The sequence below is a fragment of the Pseudomonas sp. FG36 genome (assembly GCF_057809275.1).
In genome coordinates this window covers 1-15,642 of the sequence record NZ_JBMDJQ010000009.1, presented here as the reverse complement: position 1 = coordinate 15,642, position 15,642 = coordinate 1, and the positions used below count along the sequence as shown (strand labels likewise).

General features: G+C 62.8%; 14 protein-coding genes and 2 tRNA genes. 4 read left to right on the top strand and 12 right to left on the bottom strand.

All coding sequences use genetic code 11. The features are described 5' to 3' along the window. The first annotated feature begins 34 nt into the window (after nt 1-34). The 3 genes from ACODS9_RS09310 (at nt 35) to ACODS9_RS09300 (ending at nt 2,866) form a co-directional block, all read left to right on the top strand. Nucleotides 35-841, top strand: a complete 807-nt coding sequence (locus ACODS9_RS09310; RefSeq protein ID WP_489093781.1) for a TatD family hydrolase — start codon at nt 35-37, stop codon at nt 839-841. Between the two features lie 86 nt (nt 842-927). Continuing rightward, the gene (locus ACODS9_RS09305; protein WP_489093780.1) at nt 928-2,406 is read left to right on the top strand and encodes a methyl-accepting chemotaxis protein; all 1,479 of its coding nucleotides are present in this window, start codon (nt 928-930) and stop codon (nt 2,404-2,406) included. A 91-nt stretch (nt 2,407-2,497) separates the two neighbouring features. Beyond that, the gene (locus ACODS9_RS09300; protein WP_046854895.1) at nt 2,498-2,866 is read left to right on the top strand and encodes an Mpo1-like protein; all 369 of its coding nucleotides are present in this window, start codon (nt 2,498-2,500) and stop codon (nt 2,864-2,866) included. A 91-nt stretch (nt 2,867-2,957) separates the two neighbouring features. Here the strand turns inward: ACODS9_RS09300 and ACODS9_RS09295 are convergent, their stop codons facing one another. From ACODS9_RS09295 to ACODS9_RS09285, 3 genes are all read right to left on the bottom strand, one after another. After that, nucleotides 2,958-3,755: an acyl-CoA thioesterase gene (locus ACODS9_RS09295; RefSeq protein ID WP_489093779.1), complete on the bottom strand. Its 798-nt coding sequence runs from the start codon at nt 3,753-3,755 to the stop codon at nt 2,958-2,960. A gap of 83 nt (nt 3,756-3,838) precedes the next feature. Further along, nucleotides 3,839-4,606 carry a CHAD domain-containing protein gene (locus ACODS9_RS09290; protein WP_489093778.1) on the bottom strand — a complete coding sequence of 256 codons (768 nt, stop codon included), beginning with the start codon at nt 4,604-4,606 and terminating at the stop codon, nt 3,839-3,841. A 14-nt stretch (nt 4,607-4,620) separates the two neighbouring features. Continuing rightward, nucleotides 4,621-4,899, bottom strand: coding sequence for a hypothetical protein (locus ACODS9_RS09285; protein ID WP_046854892.1), 279 nt, complete (start codon nt 4,897-4,899; stop codon nt 4,621-4,623). Between the two features lie 158 nt (nt 4,900-5,057). On the opposite strand from ACODS9_RS09285, the gene ACODS9_RS09280 reads away from it, so the two are divergent. After that, a complete protein-coding gene (locus ACODS9_RS09280) occupies nt 5,058-6,101 on the top strand; it encodes a patatin-like phospholipase family protein (RefSeq protein WP_046854891.1) in 1,044 nt (347 codons plus the stop codon). 78 nt (nt 6,102-6,179) lie between these two features. On the opposite strand, the gene ACODS9_RS09275 is transcribed toward ACODS9_RS09280, so the two are convergent. The 9 genes from ACODS9_RS09275 to ACODS9_RS09235 all read right to left on the bottom strand — a co-directional run bounded on the left by ACODS9_RS09275 (nt 6,180) and on the right by ACODS9_RS09235 (nt 15,530). After that, entirely contained in the window at nt 6,180-8,039 is a 1,860-nt protein-coding gene (locus ACODS9_RS09275) for a SurA N-terminal domain-containing protein (RefSeq protein ID WP_094011286.1), read from the bottom strand. A 180-nt stretch (nt 8,040-8,219) separates the two neighbouring features. Then, nucleotides 8,220-8,492, bottom strand: a complete 273-nt coding sequence (locus tag ACODS9_RS09270) for an HU family DNA-binding protein (RefSeq protein ID WP_023629739.1) — start codon at nt 8,490-8,492, stop codon at nt 8,220-8,222. A 153-nt stretch (nt 8,493-8,645) separates the two neighbouring features. Beyond that, nucleotides 8,646-11,042, bottom strand: a complete 2,397-nt coding sequence (gene lon, locus ACODS9_RS09265) for an endopeptidase La (RefSeq protein WP_046854889.1) — start codon at nt 11,040-11,042, stop codon at nt 8,646-8,648. 153 nt (nt 11,043-11,195) lie between these two features. Continuing rightward, complete coding sequence (gene clpX / locus ACODS9_RS09260) at nt 11,196-12,479, bottom strand: ATP-dependent Clp protease ATP-binding subunit ClpX (protein ID WP_489093777.1); 1,284 nt, start codon at nt 12,477-12,479, stop codon at nt 11,196-11,198. 108 nt (nt 12,480-12,587) lie between these two features. Then, complete coding sequence (gene clpP, locus ACODS9_RS09255; RefSeq protein ID WP_023629742.1) at nt 12,588-13,229, bottom strand: ATP-dependent Clp endopeptidase proteolytic subunit ClpP; 642 nt, start codon at nt 13,227-13,229, stop codon at nt 12,588-12,590. 91 nt (nt 13,230-13,320) lie between these two features. Beyond that, entirely contained in the window at nt 13,321-14,634 is a 1,314-nt protein-coding gene (gene tig / locus ACODS9_RS09250) for a trigger factor (protein ID WP_489093776.1), read from the bottom strand. Nucleotides 14,635-14,882: 248 nt separating this feature from the next. Continuing rightward, on the bottom strand, nt 14,883-15,182 hold the full coding sequence (locus ACODS9_RS09245; protein ID WP_023629743.1) for a DUF6388 family protein: 300 nt from the start codon (nt 15,180-15,182) through the stop codon (nt 14,883-14,885). Between the two features lie 151 nt (nt 15,183-15,333). Beyond that, nucleotides 15,334-15,409: transfer RNA gene (locus ACODS9_RS09240), tRNA-His, on the bottom strand. Between the two features lie 36 nt (nt 15,410-15,445). Next, nucleotides 15,446-15,530 (bottom strand) — tRNA-Leu (locus ACODS9_RS09235). Nucleotides 15,531-15,642 lie beyond the last annotated feature (112 nt).

Here is a 15,642-nt window from a genome sequence, read left to right as displayed (position 1 = left end):
CTATGCTGGCCGCCCCGCGGCAAGAGGTAGCACCATGCAACTGATCGATATCGGCGTCAACCTGACCAACAGCAGTTTCCGCGACCAGCAGGCCGCTATCGTCGAACGTGCCGTGGAAGCCGGCGTGACACAGATGGTCCTTACCGGCACCAGTCTGGATGTCAGCGCCGAAGCGCTGGAGCTCTGCCAACGCCTAGACGAGCCCGGACAGCGTCTGTTCAGTACTGCCGGCGTGCACCCCCACGATGCCAGCCACTGGAGCGCTAACAGCGAACGTCAGCTGCGCGAACTGCTCGCCCAGCCGCGGGTCGTGGCCGTGGGCGAATGCGGCCTGGACTTCAACCGCGACTTCTCCCCACGCCCCGCCCAGGAAAAGGCCCTGGAGGCGCAGCTGGCGCTGGCGGTCGAGTTGCGCCTGCCGGTGTTCCTTCACGAGCGCGAGGCGAGCGAGCGCCTGCTGGCGATCCTCAGGAGCTACCGCGACCACCTGAGCGCGGCGGTGGTGCACTGCTTCACCGGTGAACGCCAGGCACTGTTCGCCTACCTCGACATGGACCTGCACATCGGCATCACCGGCTGGATCTGCGACGAGCGCCGTGGCACCCACCTGCACCCGCTGGTCGGCAACATCCCGGAAGGCCGCCTGATGCTGGAAAGCGACGCGCCCTACCTGCTGCCACGAAGCCTCAGGCCCAAGCCGAAGAACGGCCGCAACGAGCCCGCGTTCCTCCCCGAAGTGCTTCGCGAGGTGGCGCTGCACCGCGGCGAAACGGTGGAACACACCGCCGCCCACACCAGCGCCTGCGCCCGCGCGTTCTTTGGCCTGCCTGAGGTTTCTTGACGCATATCAACGAGGTCCCTGGCCTTGGCGGGCACAATGATGGCACCTTGCCAATAATGTTTCCGCCAACTCAGAGAAGACCTACCATGGGTGCCTGGCTTAGCAACGTTTCCCTCAAATACAAGTTCTGGGCCGTCAACGCAGTGGCCTTCGTCACCACGCTGATGCTGGTGCTCTATGCCGTGCACCTGGAGCAGCAGGCCCGCGCCAGCGGCGCCCAGGCGCAAGCGCAGGCCCAGGCCGAACTGCTCGCGGCCTGGCCCGCCGGGCAGGCGCTACCCACGCAGGCCAACCTGATCAAGTGGCGCAACGGCCAGACACCGCAGTTTGCCGGCGAACCGCTCGAGGCCCTGCGCGATGCCCAGGGCTGGGTCGAACTGCCCAGTGCCTGGATCCTCGGCGACAACCCGCTGCGCGGCGCCCAGGTGCTGCGCCGGGACGAGCAGCACATCGCCGTGCTTGCCCAGTCCCCCAGCCTGCGCCAGGTCTATTTCGACCGTTTCAGCAACTATGCCGTGTGCGTGCTGATCCTGATGCTGGCGATGCTGTGCGCCTCGCAGCTGCTGATCCGCTTCCTGCTCAGCCAGCTCAACACCCTCAAGGACGTGATGCTGCACGTGGAAAAAACCGGCGACCTCTCGGCCCGGGTACCGCTGGCCTGCGGCGACGAAGTCGGGCAGATGGCCGGTGCGTTCAACGCCATGCAGACCACTTACCACCGCGTGGTCAGCACCGTGGCGCGCACCGCCGCGCAGCTCGACTCGGGCGCCGCGCGCCTGGCCGGCAGCATGGACGAGGTGCGCCACGGCATGATCGGCCAGCAGAGCGAGACCGACCAGGCGGCTACCGCGATCAACGAGATGACCGCCACGGTGCACCATATCGCCCAGCACGCCGGCGCCACCCGCGACCTGTCGCAGACCGCCGATACCCTGGCCGGCAGCGGCCAGGCCGTGGTCAGCCGCGTGCAGGACTCTATTGCCGGGCTATCCAGCGGTGTGCAGCAGACTGCCGAGATGATCCGCCAGCTGGCTGACGACAGCCAGAAAATCAATGGCGTGGTGGGGGTCATCCACAGCATTGCCGAACAGACCAACCTGCTTGCCCTCAACGCCGCCATCGAGGCCGCCCGGGCCGGCGACCTGGGCCGGGGCTTCGCCGTGGTCGCCGACGAAGTGCGCAACCTGGCCAAGCGTGTGCAGACCTCTACCGACGAGATCACCACCATGGTCGCCGACCTGCAGGCCGGCACCCGCGACGCAGTGGATTTCATGCAGGAAAGCTCGTACAAGGCCGACGATTGCGTCAAGCAGGCGCGCGAGGCCGGCGAGGCCCTGGCCGAGATCACCAGCGCCGTGGCGCAGATGCGCGAAAGCAACACCCAGATCGCCGTGGCCGCCGAGCAGCAGAGCCAGGTGGCCGAGGAGATGAACCGCGCCGTCGTCAGTATCCGCGACGTGACCGAAGAGACCGTGCAGCAGACCGTGGGCTCGGCCACCACCAGCAGCGAACTGGCGACCCTCGCCGGCGAACTGAACAAGGCCATCGGCCAGCTCAAGCTCTGACCCTCACTGGCTATGGTCACCATAGCCAGCCTCGATTGGCCCCCATGCGGGGGCCGCACTAAGCTTTGCACAGGCCCCCGAGGATCTGTCCATGAGCAAACGACTGCCCAACCTGCCCGCCTGGCAATGGCGCGGCTACCACCACAATCACCGCCACCCCACCAACCTGGTGCTGCATCTGATCGCCGTGCCGCTGTTCATCCTGGGCGCGCTGCTGGTGTTGTCGGGGCTGTTCGGGCTGGACCTGTCGCAGATCGCCGTGGGTGTCATCGCATTGGTGGCCGGGCTCGGCCTGCAACGCCAGGGGCATCGCCTGGAAGCCGAGCAGCCCGAGCCTTTCGCCAATCGCCAGGATGCCGTGCAGCGGCTGCTCACCGAGCAGTTCATCACCTTCCCGCGCTTCGTGCTGAGCGGCGCCTGGTGGCGGGCCTGGCGCGAGCGGCACAAGCATCGCCACTGAGCGAAAACATCGCGGGGCAAGCCCGCTCCCACAAGCGCCATTGAGCGCGGTGGGAACGGGCTTGCCCCGCGATTGACTTGCTGAAGATGGCTCAGGCGAACACGGTCACCGTCTGCCGGCTCAACGCCAGCAACTCCCCTTCGGCCGTCCACAACGCAGCGGCCGCATGCCCATAGCCATCCCGGGCATACTCGGTCTCGACCACATAGCGGCACCAGTCGAGGGTCGACAGCTGCGGCGTGGGCTGCACGAACTCGATCGTCCAGGTCAGCGTGCTGCCGGCGGCGGGCTGCTTGAGATATGGCAGCAGGCTGGGCGGCCAGGCATCGACCAGCGCCAGCAGGTGCGCCACCCCGACCAGCTCCTCGGCGACATCACGCAGGCGTACCCAACCGCCCATATGCCGTGAGTCGTTGCCACTGAACGGCAGGCCGCCCACCGCCCAGCGAAACGCCACGTGCTGCATGAACTCCGGTGTAATGCCCTTGATGAAGGGCAGCTCCGGTGCCGCCTCCTGCACCGGCTTCATCGGCATCGCGGCTGGCGCGTCGACCGCCACCACGGAAGGACGACCGGCACCGAAACTGCCCTGCACCAGGGTCACCACCTGGCCATCCTGCACGGCGCGCCCCAGCAAGGTGCTGACCGCCTTGCCCTCGCGCAGCACTTCCACCTCCAGGCTGATCGGCATATCCGGCGCCGCCGGGCCAACGAAGGTGATGGCCAGCGAACGCACAGGGCGGTTGTCGTCGAGCTTCTGGCGCATCGCTTCGTGCACCATCGCCGCCATCAGGCCGCCGAACACCGCCCGCCCCTGGGCCCAGCCAGCCGGCACGCTGACCGCCTCGGGGTGAGTGCGCGCGGCTGTCAGCAATTCTGTGAAGTTCATGTGCCAGGGCTCCTGCGCGAAAAGAACCGATAGTAACCAGCGATCACGCCAGCCACAGCCCGCATTTCGGTCATTTGCCGGGACTAACGGCGCGCCAGGGCTTTTTGCAATGCCTCGAGAGTCAGATCCGAGCGCCCCTCGGCAGCATGCAGCTCATGCTCCCAGGCCACCTTGCAGCCCGCCAGGTCGCTATGCTCACGCACCTGCAGCAACCACTGCACGCGGTCATGCCAGTCGCCAAGATCGCCTTGCGCTTTTTTCAACAGACGCCGCAGCTTCTTGCCGGCATGCTCGAGCTGGGGGTAGGCCTCGTCCCCATAGCGAACGCGCTTGATCAGCAGGCGCAGACGATGCCGATCATGGGCCGGATCATCCAGTGCCTTGGCCAGCTTGCGCCATTGCTTCTCCAGGCGCTTGTCGATGCGCCTGCGCATGCCTTGCATCAAGCCTTCGCGGTCGGCAGCACGCAAGAACAGCGGGAAGGCGTCGAGAATCGCCAGTACCCGAGTAAGCTGGGCACTGGACGCGACGCCGGCAAAGGTCCGTGCCCTTCCCTCCTGGCGGCGCTCGCCGGCCTGCACATGACCGCGCCCGACCAGTTGCGCGGCCAGCACTTCGCGGTCACGCAACGGTGTGGTGAGCGTGCCCAGTGCCCCCGCCGCTTCCTCCAACTGCTCGACACCCGGCAAGCCACGCAAGGGCCGCAACAAGCTACGCAGCCGCCGCAGGGTGGTGCGCAGGTCGTGCAGCGCCTCGCTATCGGTATCGGCGGCGAGACGCTCGCGGCAGGCCAGCATCCCCACCTGCAGGGCCAGGACCCTGGAAACCACATGGTCGATCATGCTCGGCATGTGACGCTCCTCACTCAACGCCCGGCGCGGGACTCACGAATGTAGAAACGCGCCTTCTCGGCCTTGCGGGTGCAACCTTCAAAGCCTTCGAACTGCTGCTGGGTCTTGGCGCCGGTCAGCAGCGACAACGCCTTGGAATAGCTCACGGTGCCGGCAAAGCCTTCGGCCTTGGCCAGATCCAGTTCCTTCCAGGCGGCATCGAGCTGGGTCGCGCAACTGTCGCGATAGGCCGTCTTGCCCGCGCAGCCGGCCAGGGCCAGGGCAATCAGAGGAAGGGTGATCCAGGCTTTCATCGGTAATACCTCGAGGGTGAAAAACTAAGGTGGCCGTTCGACGGCACAGCAAACGAAAAGTGCCCTGCTCAGCGTAGTTCAGCGCGGGCTACATTGAAGCACAGGTGCCATTAGGTGCATTGTTGGACCATGGTTGCACAGCTGCAGGGGGAATAGTCATGGGCAAACGCGTGGCATTGGTACTGGGCTCCGGTGGCGCCCGAGGGTATGCGCACATCGGCGTGATCGAGGAAATCGAACGGCGCGGCTACGAGATCGCCTGCATCGCCGGTTGCTCCATGGGCGCGGTGATCGGCGGCATCTACGCCGCCGGCAAGCTCGACGAGTACCGCAGCTGGATCGAGAGCCTGGACTACCTCGACGTGCTGCGCCTGGTCGATGTCAGCTTTCGCCTGGGCGCCATTCGTGGCGACAAGGTGTTCGGGCAAATCCGCAAGATCGTCGGCGAGATCAACATCGAGCAGTTGCGCATTCCCTACACGGCAGTCGCCACCGACCTGACCAACCAGCAGGAAATATGGTTCCAGGAGGGCTGCCTGCACCAGGCCATGCGCGCCTCGGCGGCCATCCCCAGCCTGTTCACCCCGGTGGTGCAAGGCAATCGCATGCTGGTCGATGGCGGCATTCTCAATCCGCTGCCGATCGTCCCGGTGGTGTCCAGCCACTGCGACCTGATCATCGCCGTCAACCTCAACGCCACCAACCAGATGCAGTATCAGTTGCCGGTGATCGAGCGTCCGGCGGCGTTCAAGATGCGTTTCGACGCCTTGATCAGCTCGCTGGGGTCGCGCCTGCCGTTCCGACGCAAGCCGGCCGAACAGCTGATCCGTCTGGAGCAGGAGATCGTCGCCGAAGGGCTCGCCGCATCCAACCCCTGGCTGGGCGAGAGCGCCGAACCGCAAGGCCAGCAGCCGGCGGCGGCGCCGCAGAGCGAAGGCGCGCCCAAGTCGGCCACCGGCTCGTTCATCGTCGACAACGTCGGCCCGGCGTCCTTGCTGGACCTGATCAACCAGAGTTTCGAAGTGATGCAGACGTCGTTGGCGCAGTACAAGATCGCCGGGTATCCGCCGGATGTGCTGATCAACGTTCCCAAGCGGGTATGCCGCTTCTTCGAGTTCTACAAGGCGCCGGAGCTGATCGCCCTGGGGCGGGAGATTGCCCGGGACACGCTGGACAATCATGAAGGGGTTCGGCGCTCCTGAGGCCATCGCGATAGCGCCATCAAGCACAAAAACGAAACAGGTCGCATTAAGCGGCCTGTTTCGCGATCAGCACACGACTCAGTAGCGGGTGATGTCGGCACTGCCTTCCAGCAGCTTGCGATAGGCCGCGAAGTCCTGCGAACCGGCACGCGATGCGAGGTAGCGACGGATCTGCGCTTTCTCTTCATCGGTGGCGGCGGCACCTTCGTTGACGCCCTTCAACTGCAGGACCACCAGGCTGCCATCGCCCAGCACCACGCTGCCGTAGACCGGCTTGTCCTTGGCCGCTGGCTTGCCGAGGCGGAACACCGCCTGCAGCTCGGCCGGATCGATGCCGTCCTGGCCGCGAGTGACCGCTTCATGGAGCTTCCAGCCCTGACCTTCGGCCTTGACCGAGCCATCGCGCAGGCCAGCGATCAGTTTGTCGGCCTTGGCCTTGAGTTCGGCAATCGCCTTCTCCTTGGCCAGGTGCTCGCTGATGTTCTTGGCCACGGCCTCCAACGGCAGCTGCTCGGGTTTGCGGTGCTCCTTGACGCGCACGACCACCACAGTTTCCGGATCGAGTTCGATGGCGTTGCTGTTGGCGCCCTCTTCCAGCACCTGCTCGCTGAACGCGGCCTGGATCACCGCACGGTTGGCAGTGATGCCTTCGCCGCCCTCGCGACCGAAGGCTGCGGAAGTGTGTACCTTCAGGCCCAGGTCCTGGGCCGGCTGGGCCAGGTCGGAAGCTTCGAAGGCGGTGTCTTCGAGCTGCTTGGTGGCCTCGACGAAGCGCTGCTCCACCTGCTGGGTCTTCAGCTCGTGGGTCAGTTTGTCCTTCAGGCTGGCGAAGCTCGGTACGTCCGGCGCCTGCACGCCCAGCAGCTTTATCAGGTGGTAGCCGAACTCGGTGCGCACCGGTGCCGATACCTGGTCCTTGTTCAGCTTGTACAGCGCGTCCTCGAAGGCCGGGTCGTACACGCCAGGGCCAGCGAAGCCGAGGTCACCACCGGTGTTGGCCGAACCCGGGTCCTGGGAGAATTCCTTGGCCAGCTTGGCGAAGTCCTCACCCTTGTCCAGGCGCTGCTGGATCTCTTCGATGCGGGCCTTGGCCTTGGCATCGTCAGTCTTGTCGTTGACCTCGATCAGGATGTGCGCGGCATGGCGCTGCTCGCCCAGATTGGCGATTTCCTTCTCGTACAGGGCCTTGAGCTCGCCGTCGTCGACCTTGACCTGGTCGAAGAAGGCCGACTTCTTCAGCTCGAGGTAATCGATGACCACTTGATCCGGGGTCATGAATTCCTTGGCGTGCTGGTCGTAGTGCGCCTTGACCTCGTCGTCGCTCACCTTGACCGCGGCCGGATCGGCCTTGAAGGTCTGCGAGGCGAAATCACGGGTCTGCTTCTCGAGGCGGGCGAAGGCCTCGACCTGCTTGTCGGTGACGAAGCTGCTGCCGGCAAGGCCGGTGCGCAGTTGGCCGATGAGCATTTCCTGGGCGAGCATCTCGCGGAACTGCATGCGGCCGTAGCCCATCTGGCGGATGACCGAATCGAAGCGCTCGGCGCTGAACTTGCCATCGACCTGGAATTCAGGCGTCTGCAGGATCAGCTGATCCAGCGCGGCCTCGGAAAAAGCGAACTTGGCGTCTTCGGCACCCTGCAACAGCAGCTTGCGATCGATCAGCCCCTTGAGCGCGGCTTCGCGCAGCATCTTCTCGTCCAGCAGCGCAGGGTCGAAATCCTTGCCCAACTGTTGCATCAGCTGACGGCGCTGCATGTCCACGGCCTGGCTCAGCTCGTTCTGGCTGATGGTCTGGCCGTTCACCTTGGCGGCGTCCTGGCTATGGCTGGCGGCCTGGAAAATGGCCTCGAAACCGGTCAACGCCATCAGTACGACGATGAGGCCGATGATGGTCTTGGCAATCCAACCTTGTGAATTGTCCCTGATATTCTGCAGCATGCGTCCCCCAGAAACGGCTGTACCACTGCGTCGACAACCGCGGAGCGTGGGTAGAATCCTGATAGAAGAAAGGCGCATCCAGTGGATGCGCCTTTTCGAAGCGAGCGTGCCAGCGGGAACGTTTGCGACCCGCCGTCACGCGGTCGGCCCTGGCGACGCCCGGGCCGGCTGAAAGACGACTTAGTTGACGGCGTCTTTCAGGCCCTTGCCAGCTTTGAAGCCAGGAACCTTGGCGGCAGCGATCTTGATCGCCTTGCCGGTTTGCGGATTACGGCCGGTGCGCTCTGCGCGCTCCTTGACCGAGAAGGTGCCGAAGCCAACCAGGACAACATCGTCACCGGCTTTCAGGGCGCCTTGAACGGATTCGATCACTGCGTCCAGCGCACGGCCGGCTACAGCTTTCGGGATGTCAGCGGATGCGGCGATAGCGTCAATCAGTTCCGACTTGTTCACTCTAAGTCCCCTTATTTCTCTATTGAGTTTGTTTCTAAGTATGTAATGAAAAGCTTATGAAACGAGCGCTGGGTGGCCTGTTGACACTGGCGTGCCGCTTTATAGCAAGGGGCCGAAAATGCTGTCAACCAAAGCCCCCCAGCGAAATACGTACTAGTGCGTGCTGATTCTTTCCTTAGCATCGCCGTCGCGCTTCTCATCTTTCGCGACAATCTCCGGAGCCACATCTGGCAAGGGCTCCGGGGCGTATTGCAGCGCAATTTGGAGGACTTCGTCAATCCATTTGACCGGTTTGATCTGAAGATCTTGTTTGATGTTTTCCGGAATCTCCTTCAAGTCGCGAACATTCTCTTCCGGAATGATCACCGTCTTGATGCCGCCACGGTGTGCCGCCAGGAGTTTTTCCTTGAGCCCGCCAATGGCCAGAACCTGGCCACGCAAGGTGATCTCACCGGTCATCGCCACATCGGCGCGAACCGGGATCTGGGTCAGGGCCGACACCAGCGCGGTGCACATGCCGATACCGGCGCTCGGGCCATCCTTGGGCGTGGCACCTTCGGGCATGTGGATGTGAACGTCGCGCTTCTCGTGGAAGTCTGCAGCGATCCCCAGGCTTTGAGCGCGACTGCGCACCACCGTCTGCGCGGCAGTGATCGACTCGACCATGACGTCGCCGAGCGAACCGGTCTTGATCAATTGCCCCTTGCCGGGAATGACCACGGCCTCGATGGTCAGCAATTCGCCACCCACCTGGGTCCATGCAAGGCCCGTGACCTGGCCGATCTGATCCTGCTGCTCGGCCAGGCCGTAGCGGAACTTGCGCACGCCCAGCAACTGCTCGAGCTGCTCGCCGGTCACCTTGACCTTCACCTGTTTGGCGCCGGTGTGCTCCTTGACCACTTTGCGGCAGACCTTGGCGATCTGGCGCTCCAGGCCACGCACGCCGGCCTCGCGGGTGTAGTAGCGAATGATGTCGCGGATGGCCGAGACGTCGACCTCCAGCTCATCCTTCTTCAAACCATTGGCCTTGACCTGCTTGGGCACCAGGTACTTAACCGCGATGTTGATCTTCTCGTCCTCGGTGTAGCCCGGCAGGCGGATGACTTCCATACGGTCAAGCAGCGCCGGCGGGATGTTCATCGAGTTCGAGGTGCACAGGAACATCACGTCCGAGAGGTCGTAGTCGACTTCCAGGTAGTGGTCGTTGAAGTTGTGGTTCTGCTCGGGGTCGAGCACCTCCAGCAACGCCGAAGCCGGGTCACCACGCATGTCGCTGCCCATCTTGTCGATCTCGTCGAGCAGGAACAGCGGATTGCGTACACCGACCTTGGTCATTTTCTGAATCAGACGACCGGGCATCGAACCGATGTAGGTACGACGGTGGCCACGGATCTCAGCTTCGTCACGCACGCCCCCCAGGGCCATGCGCACGAACTTGCGGTTGGTGGCGGCGGCGATCGACTCGGCCAGCGAGGTCTTGCCCACGCCAGGTGGACCGACCAGGCACAGCACCGGGCCGCGGATCTTCTTCACCCGCTTCTGCACGGCGAGATACTCGAGGATGCGCTCCTTGACCTCTTCCAGGCCATAGTGGTCCGCGTCGAGGATCTCCTCGGCCTTGGTCAGGTCCAGGCGCACCTTGCTCTGGGCCTTCCACGGCACCTGCACCAGCCAGTCGAGGTACGAGCGCACCACGGTGGCTTCGGCCGACATCGGCGACATCTGCTTGAGCTTGTTCAGCTCGGCCTGGGCCTTGGCCAGGGCGTCCTTGGGCAGGCCTGCGGCGTCGATGCGCTTTTTCAGCTCCTCGACTTCGTTGTGACCTTCGTCGCCATCACCGAGCTCCTTCTGAATGGCCTTCATCTGCTCATTCAGGTAGTACTCGCGCTGGCTGCGCTCCATCTGCTTCTTCACGCGACCACGGATGCGCTTCTCGACCTGCAGCAGGTCGATCTCGGCATCGAGCAGCGCCAGCACGTGCTCGACACGCGCCTGCAGCTCGACGATCTCGAGGATCTCCTGCTTCTGCTCGATCTTCAACGCCATGTGCGCGGCCATGGTATCGACCAGGCGTCCAGGCTCTTCGATGCTGTTGAGCGAGGACAACACTTCGGCCGGGACTTTCTTGCCCAGTTGCACGTATTGCTCGAACTGCGACAGCAAGGTGCGCACGAAGACCTCGGACTCGCGCTCGGCGGTCTCGACTTCGTCGATCAGGCTGACTTCAGCACGGATATGGCCATCGACTTCGTTGAAGCGCTCGACAGCGCCACGCTGCTCACCCTCGACCAGCACCTTGACGGTGCCATCGGGCAGCTTGAGCAGTTGCAGCACGGTGGCGACGGTGCCCACGCGATACAGGGCGTCTTCGCCTGGATCGTCGTCGGCAGGATTCTTCTGGGCCAGCAGGAGGATCTGCTTCTCGCCCGTCATCGCGGCCTCGAGGGCCTCGATGGACTTCTCACGCCCCACGAACAGTGGGATGACCATGTGCGGATAGACGACAACGTCGCGCAATGGCAAAAGAGGCAAGTCGAGGGTGGTCTTCATGATTTCGCCTCTACAGCGGCCATGTGGCCGGAAACCGTTGGAAATGGTGCTTGGGGCTAATGTGGGGGCAGCCCTGGGAAATTACAAGCGCCCAGGCCATGAAATGCAAAAAGGGGCCAAAAAGGCCCCTTCCTGTTGCTACCCCGTTCCCGATCAGGCGTCGGGAGCGGCCTTGGCTTGCGGCTCGCTGTTCTCGTAGATCAGCAGCGGCTGCGAAGAGCCTTCGATGACGCTTTCGTCGATCACCACCTTGCTGACATCCTTCTGCGAAGGGATCTCGTACATGGTGTCGAGCAGCACGCCCTCGAGGATCGAACGCAGGCCACGGGCGCCGGTCTTGCGCTCCAGAGCCTTGCGCGCAACGGCCTTGAGCGCATCGCTGCGGAACTCGAGGTCGACGCTTTCCATCTCGAACAGCTTGGCGTATTGCTTGGTCAGCGCGTTCTTCGGCTCGGTGAGGATCTGCATCAGCGCAGCCTCGTCCAGCTCGTCCAGCGTCGCCAGTACCGGCAGACGGCCGACGAACTCCGGAATCAGGCCGAACTTGACCAGATCGTCCGGCTCGACCTCACGCAGCGACTCGCCGACCTTCTTGCCCTCTTCCTTGCTGCGCACTTCGGCACTGAAGCCGATGCCGCCCTTGGTGGAGCGGTTCTGGATGACCTTTTCCAGGCCAGAGAACGCGCCACCGCAGATGAACAGGATGTTGCGGGTATCGACCTGCAGGAACTCCTGTTGCGGGTGCTTGCGACCGCCTTGCGGCGGCACCGAGGCAACAGTGCCCTCGATCAGCTTCAACAGCGCCTGCTGCACGCCCTCGCCCGAGACGTCACGGGTGATGGACGGGTTGTCCGACTTGCGCGAGATCTTGTCGATCTCGTCGATGTAGACAATGCCCATCTGGGCCTTTTCCACGTCGTAGTCGCACTTCTGCAGCAGTTTCTGAATGATGTTCTCGACGTCCTCACCCACATAACCGGCTTCGGTCAGGGTGGTGGCATCGGCAATGGTGAACGGTACGTTCAGCAGGCGCGCGAGCGTCTCGGCCAGCAGCGTCTTGCCCGAGCCGGTCGGCCCGATCAGCAGGATGTTGCTCTTGCCCAGTTCGACTTCGTCGCCCTTCTTGTCACGCTGGTTCAGGCGCTTGTAGTGGTTGTACACCGCTACTGCCAGCACCTTTTTCGCGCGTTCCTGACCAATGACGTACTGGTCCAGGATACCGCTGATTTCTTTCGGCGAGGGTAGCTTGTGCGCGCTGCTCTCGGCCTGGGCTTCCTGCACCTCCTCACGGATGATGTCGTTGCACAGGTCGACGCACTCGTCGCAGATAAATACCGAGGGGCCGGCAATCAACTTGCGCACTTCGTGCTGGCTTTTGCCGCAGAAGGAGCAATAGAGCAATTTGCCGTTGTCCTCGCCGTTACGGGTGTCAGTCATTCGATCGATCCAATCCGGTAGGCTTGAAACACAAGATGAAGGCAATCGCTGGCTTTTTCAAGTCCGCGGGTAGGCGCAATCTGCACCCACCCGCTCTGGCGCATTGCTTCAGGATGCCAGTTGCCGCTTGTCGTAGACCGAGTCGATCAGGCCGTACTCGGCCGCGCGCGCAGCGCTCATGAAGTTGTCACGCTCGGTGTCGCGCTTGATGGTTTCCAGCGGCTGGCCGGTGTGATGGGCCAGCAGCTCGTTCAGGCGCGCCTTGATGTTGAGGATTTCCTGGGCGTGGATCTCGATATCGGTCGCCTGGCCCTGGAAACCGCCCAGCGGCTGGTGAATCATCACCCGCGAGTTGGGCAGGCAGTGGCGCTTACCGGCGGCACCCGCCGCAAGCAGGAAGGCGCCCATGCTGCAGGCCTGGCCGATGCAGATGGTCGAGACGTCCGGCTTGATGAACTGCATGGTGTCGTAGATCGACATGCCAGCCGTCACGGAGCCGCCTGGGGAGTTGATGTAAAGATGGATATCCTTGTCCGGGTTTTCCGCCTCAAGGAACAGCAGTTGCGCCACTACCAGGTTGGCCATGTAGTCCTCTACAGGGCCGACCAGGAAGATCACGCGCTCCTTCAGGAGGCGCGAATAGATGTCGTAGGCGCGTTCGCCACGGGCGGACTGCTCGATAACCATCGGGACCAGGCCGCCCGCGGCCTGGATGTCAGAGCTCTGCTGAATATAAGAATTGCGGGACATGTCCTGCACTCACTCCCAAATAGTCATGGCTTGAATACGCACAAGCCAGCGCGAAGGCTGGCTTGTGGGGGTTTCCTACGAGAGTAGCCTGTTACTCAGCGTCGGCAGCTGCCTGGGCTGGTTTCACCGCTTCTTCGTACGAGACCGATTTGTCGGTCACAGTCGCTTTCTGCAGGACAGTATCTACAACTTGTTCTTCCAGTACAACCGAACGCACTTCGTTCAGTTGCTGGTCGTTCTTGTAGTACCAGGCGATGACCTGCTCAGGCTCCTGGTAGGCCGAGGCCATCTCTTCGATGACTTCGCGAACCTTGGCTTCGTCCGGCTTCAGGTCGAACTGCTTGACCACTTCGGCAACGATCAGACCCAGAACCACGCGGCGCTTGGCCTGCTCTTCGAACATCTCGGCTGGCAGCTGCTCAGGCTTGATGTTGCCACCGAACTGCTGAACGGCCTGCACGCGCAGACGGTTGACTTCGTTTTCCAGCAGGGCTTTCGGCACGTCGACCGGGTTGGCGGCCAGCAGACCGTCCATGACCTGGTTCTTGACCTTGGTCTTGATGGCCTGGCGCAGTTCACGCTCCATGTTCTTGCGAACTTCGGCGCGGAAGCCTTCCAGGGTCGATTCCTTGATGCCGAACTGGGCGAAGAAGGCTTCGTTCAGTTCTGGCAGCACAGGGGCCGAAACGCTGTTGACGGTAATGGTGAACTCGGCGGCCTTGCCTGCCAGGTCCAGGTTCTGGTAGTCCTCAGGGAAGGTCACGTTGACCACGCGCTCTTCGCCAGCCTTGGCGCCAACCAGACCTTCTTCGAAGCCCGGGATCATACGGCCGGAACCCAGCACCAGCTGGGTGCCCTTGGCCGAACCACCGGCGAAGGCTTCACCGTCGATCTTGCCGACGAAGTCGATGTTGACCTGGTCGTCGTTCTGCGCGGCGCGCTCGACGGCCTCGAAGCGGGTGTTCTGCTTGCGCAGGACTTCCAGCATGTTGTCCAGGTCGGAGTCAGCCACTTCGGCGCTCAGGCGCTCGACGGCGATCGAGTCGAAACCGGCAACGGTGAACTCAGGGAAGACTTCGAAGATGGCGACGAACTCGAGGTCCTTGCCTTTTTCGAACGATTTTGGCTCGACGGCAGGAGCGCCGGCCGGGTTCAGCTTCTGCTCGACGATGGCTTCGTAGAAGGAAGCCTGGACCAGGTCACCGAAGGCTTCCTGACGGGCATCGGCCTCGAAACGCTGGCGGATCACGCTCATCGGCACCTTGCCTGGGCGGAAGCCCGCGATCTTGGCGCGCTTGGCAGTCTGCTGCAGACGCTTGTTGACTTCGTTCTCGACGCGCTCGGCCGGAACGGCGATGGTCATGCGGCGCTCGAGAGCGGAAGTGTTTTCAACAGAAACTTGCATGGATATTCCTCGTTGCACAGACGTTAGCCGGCGATAACCCGACTCCAGAATCAAGGGCAAACATTCTAGTGACTCGCGCACCAGAAGTCACCCCACCCGGATTGTCGGCGAAACACGCCGGTCGATTTCCCTGGAAGGCCCGCACGACGGGGCGTCGAGCCTATTCATATAACGACCGCGCGCCACCTCGAATGCCGCGCAGTTGTAAAACCTTGTCAAACAAACAACAGCCTGGGCGATCGCCAGTTTTATTGCGGCTCGATATCGTTGAACTGGCAGTATTCTTCCCAAGCCAGACCCAACGCCTCGGCCACCTCGCGGTGCACCTCCAGGCGCATGGCCTGTAACTGCTCCGGCGACTCGGCGATCAACTGCAACGCGTACTCCCAGGGCTGGACACCCTGCTCCTGGGCTGCATCCTCGAACGCCCATTCGATCTGCTGGGCCTGCTCGCGGGCATCCAGTTCGCGGATTTCTTCGAGCAACTGCGGATTGGCCTCGGCAAAACGCTGCAGCGCCAGGGCCTGGCGCGCCTCTTTTGCAATCATTTGCGCTACTCCTCTGGCAGCCTGTTCGGCCAGGCATTCAACCGGCTGAAATCTAACAGCTTTTATCGCCTGACCACCAGTAGCCACAGGCACCGGATGGCAGAAACAAAAAAGGCGCCCGATCATTCGATCCGGGCGCCTTCTGAAAATATGGGGTGGACGATGGGAATCGAACCCACGACAACCGGAATCACAATCCGGCGCTCTACCAACTGAGCTACGCCCACCATAATGCAGTGTTGCGGTACAGCCTTACAGAAACATGGTGCGGACGAAGAGACTCGAACTCTTACAGCTTGCGCCGCTGGAACCTAAATCCAGTGTGTCTACCAATTTCACCACGTCCGCATGAAACGCTTAGAACAAGGGCGCCGGATCATTCAATCGAGGCGCCCCTGAAAAATCTGGGGTGGACGATGGGAATCGAACCCACGACAACCGGAATCACAATCCGGCGCTC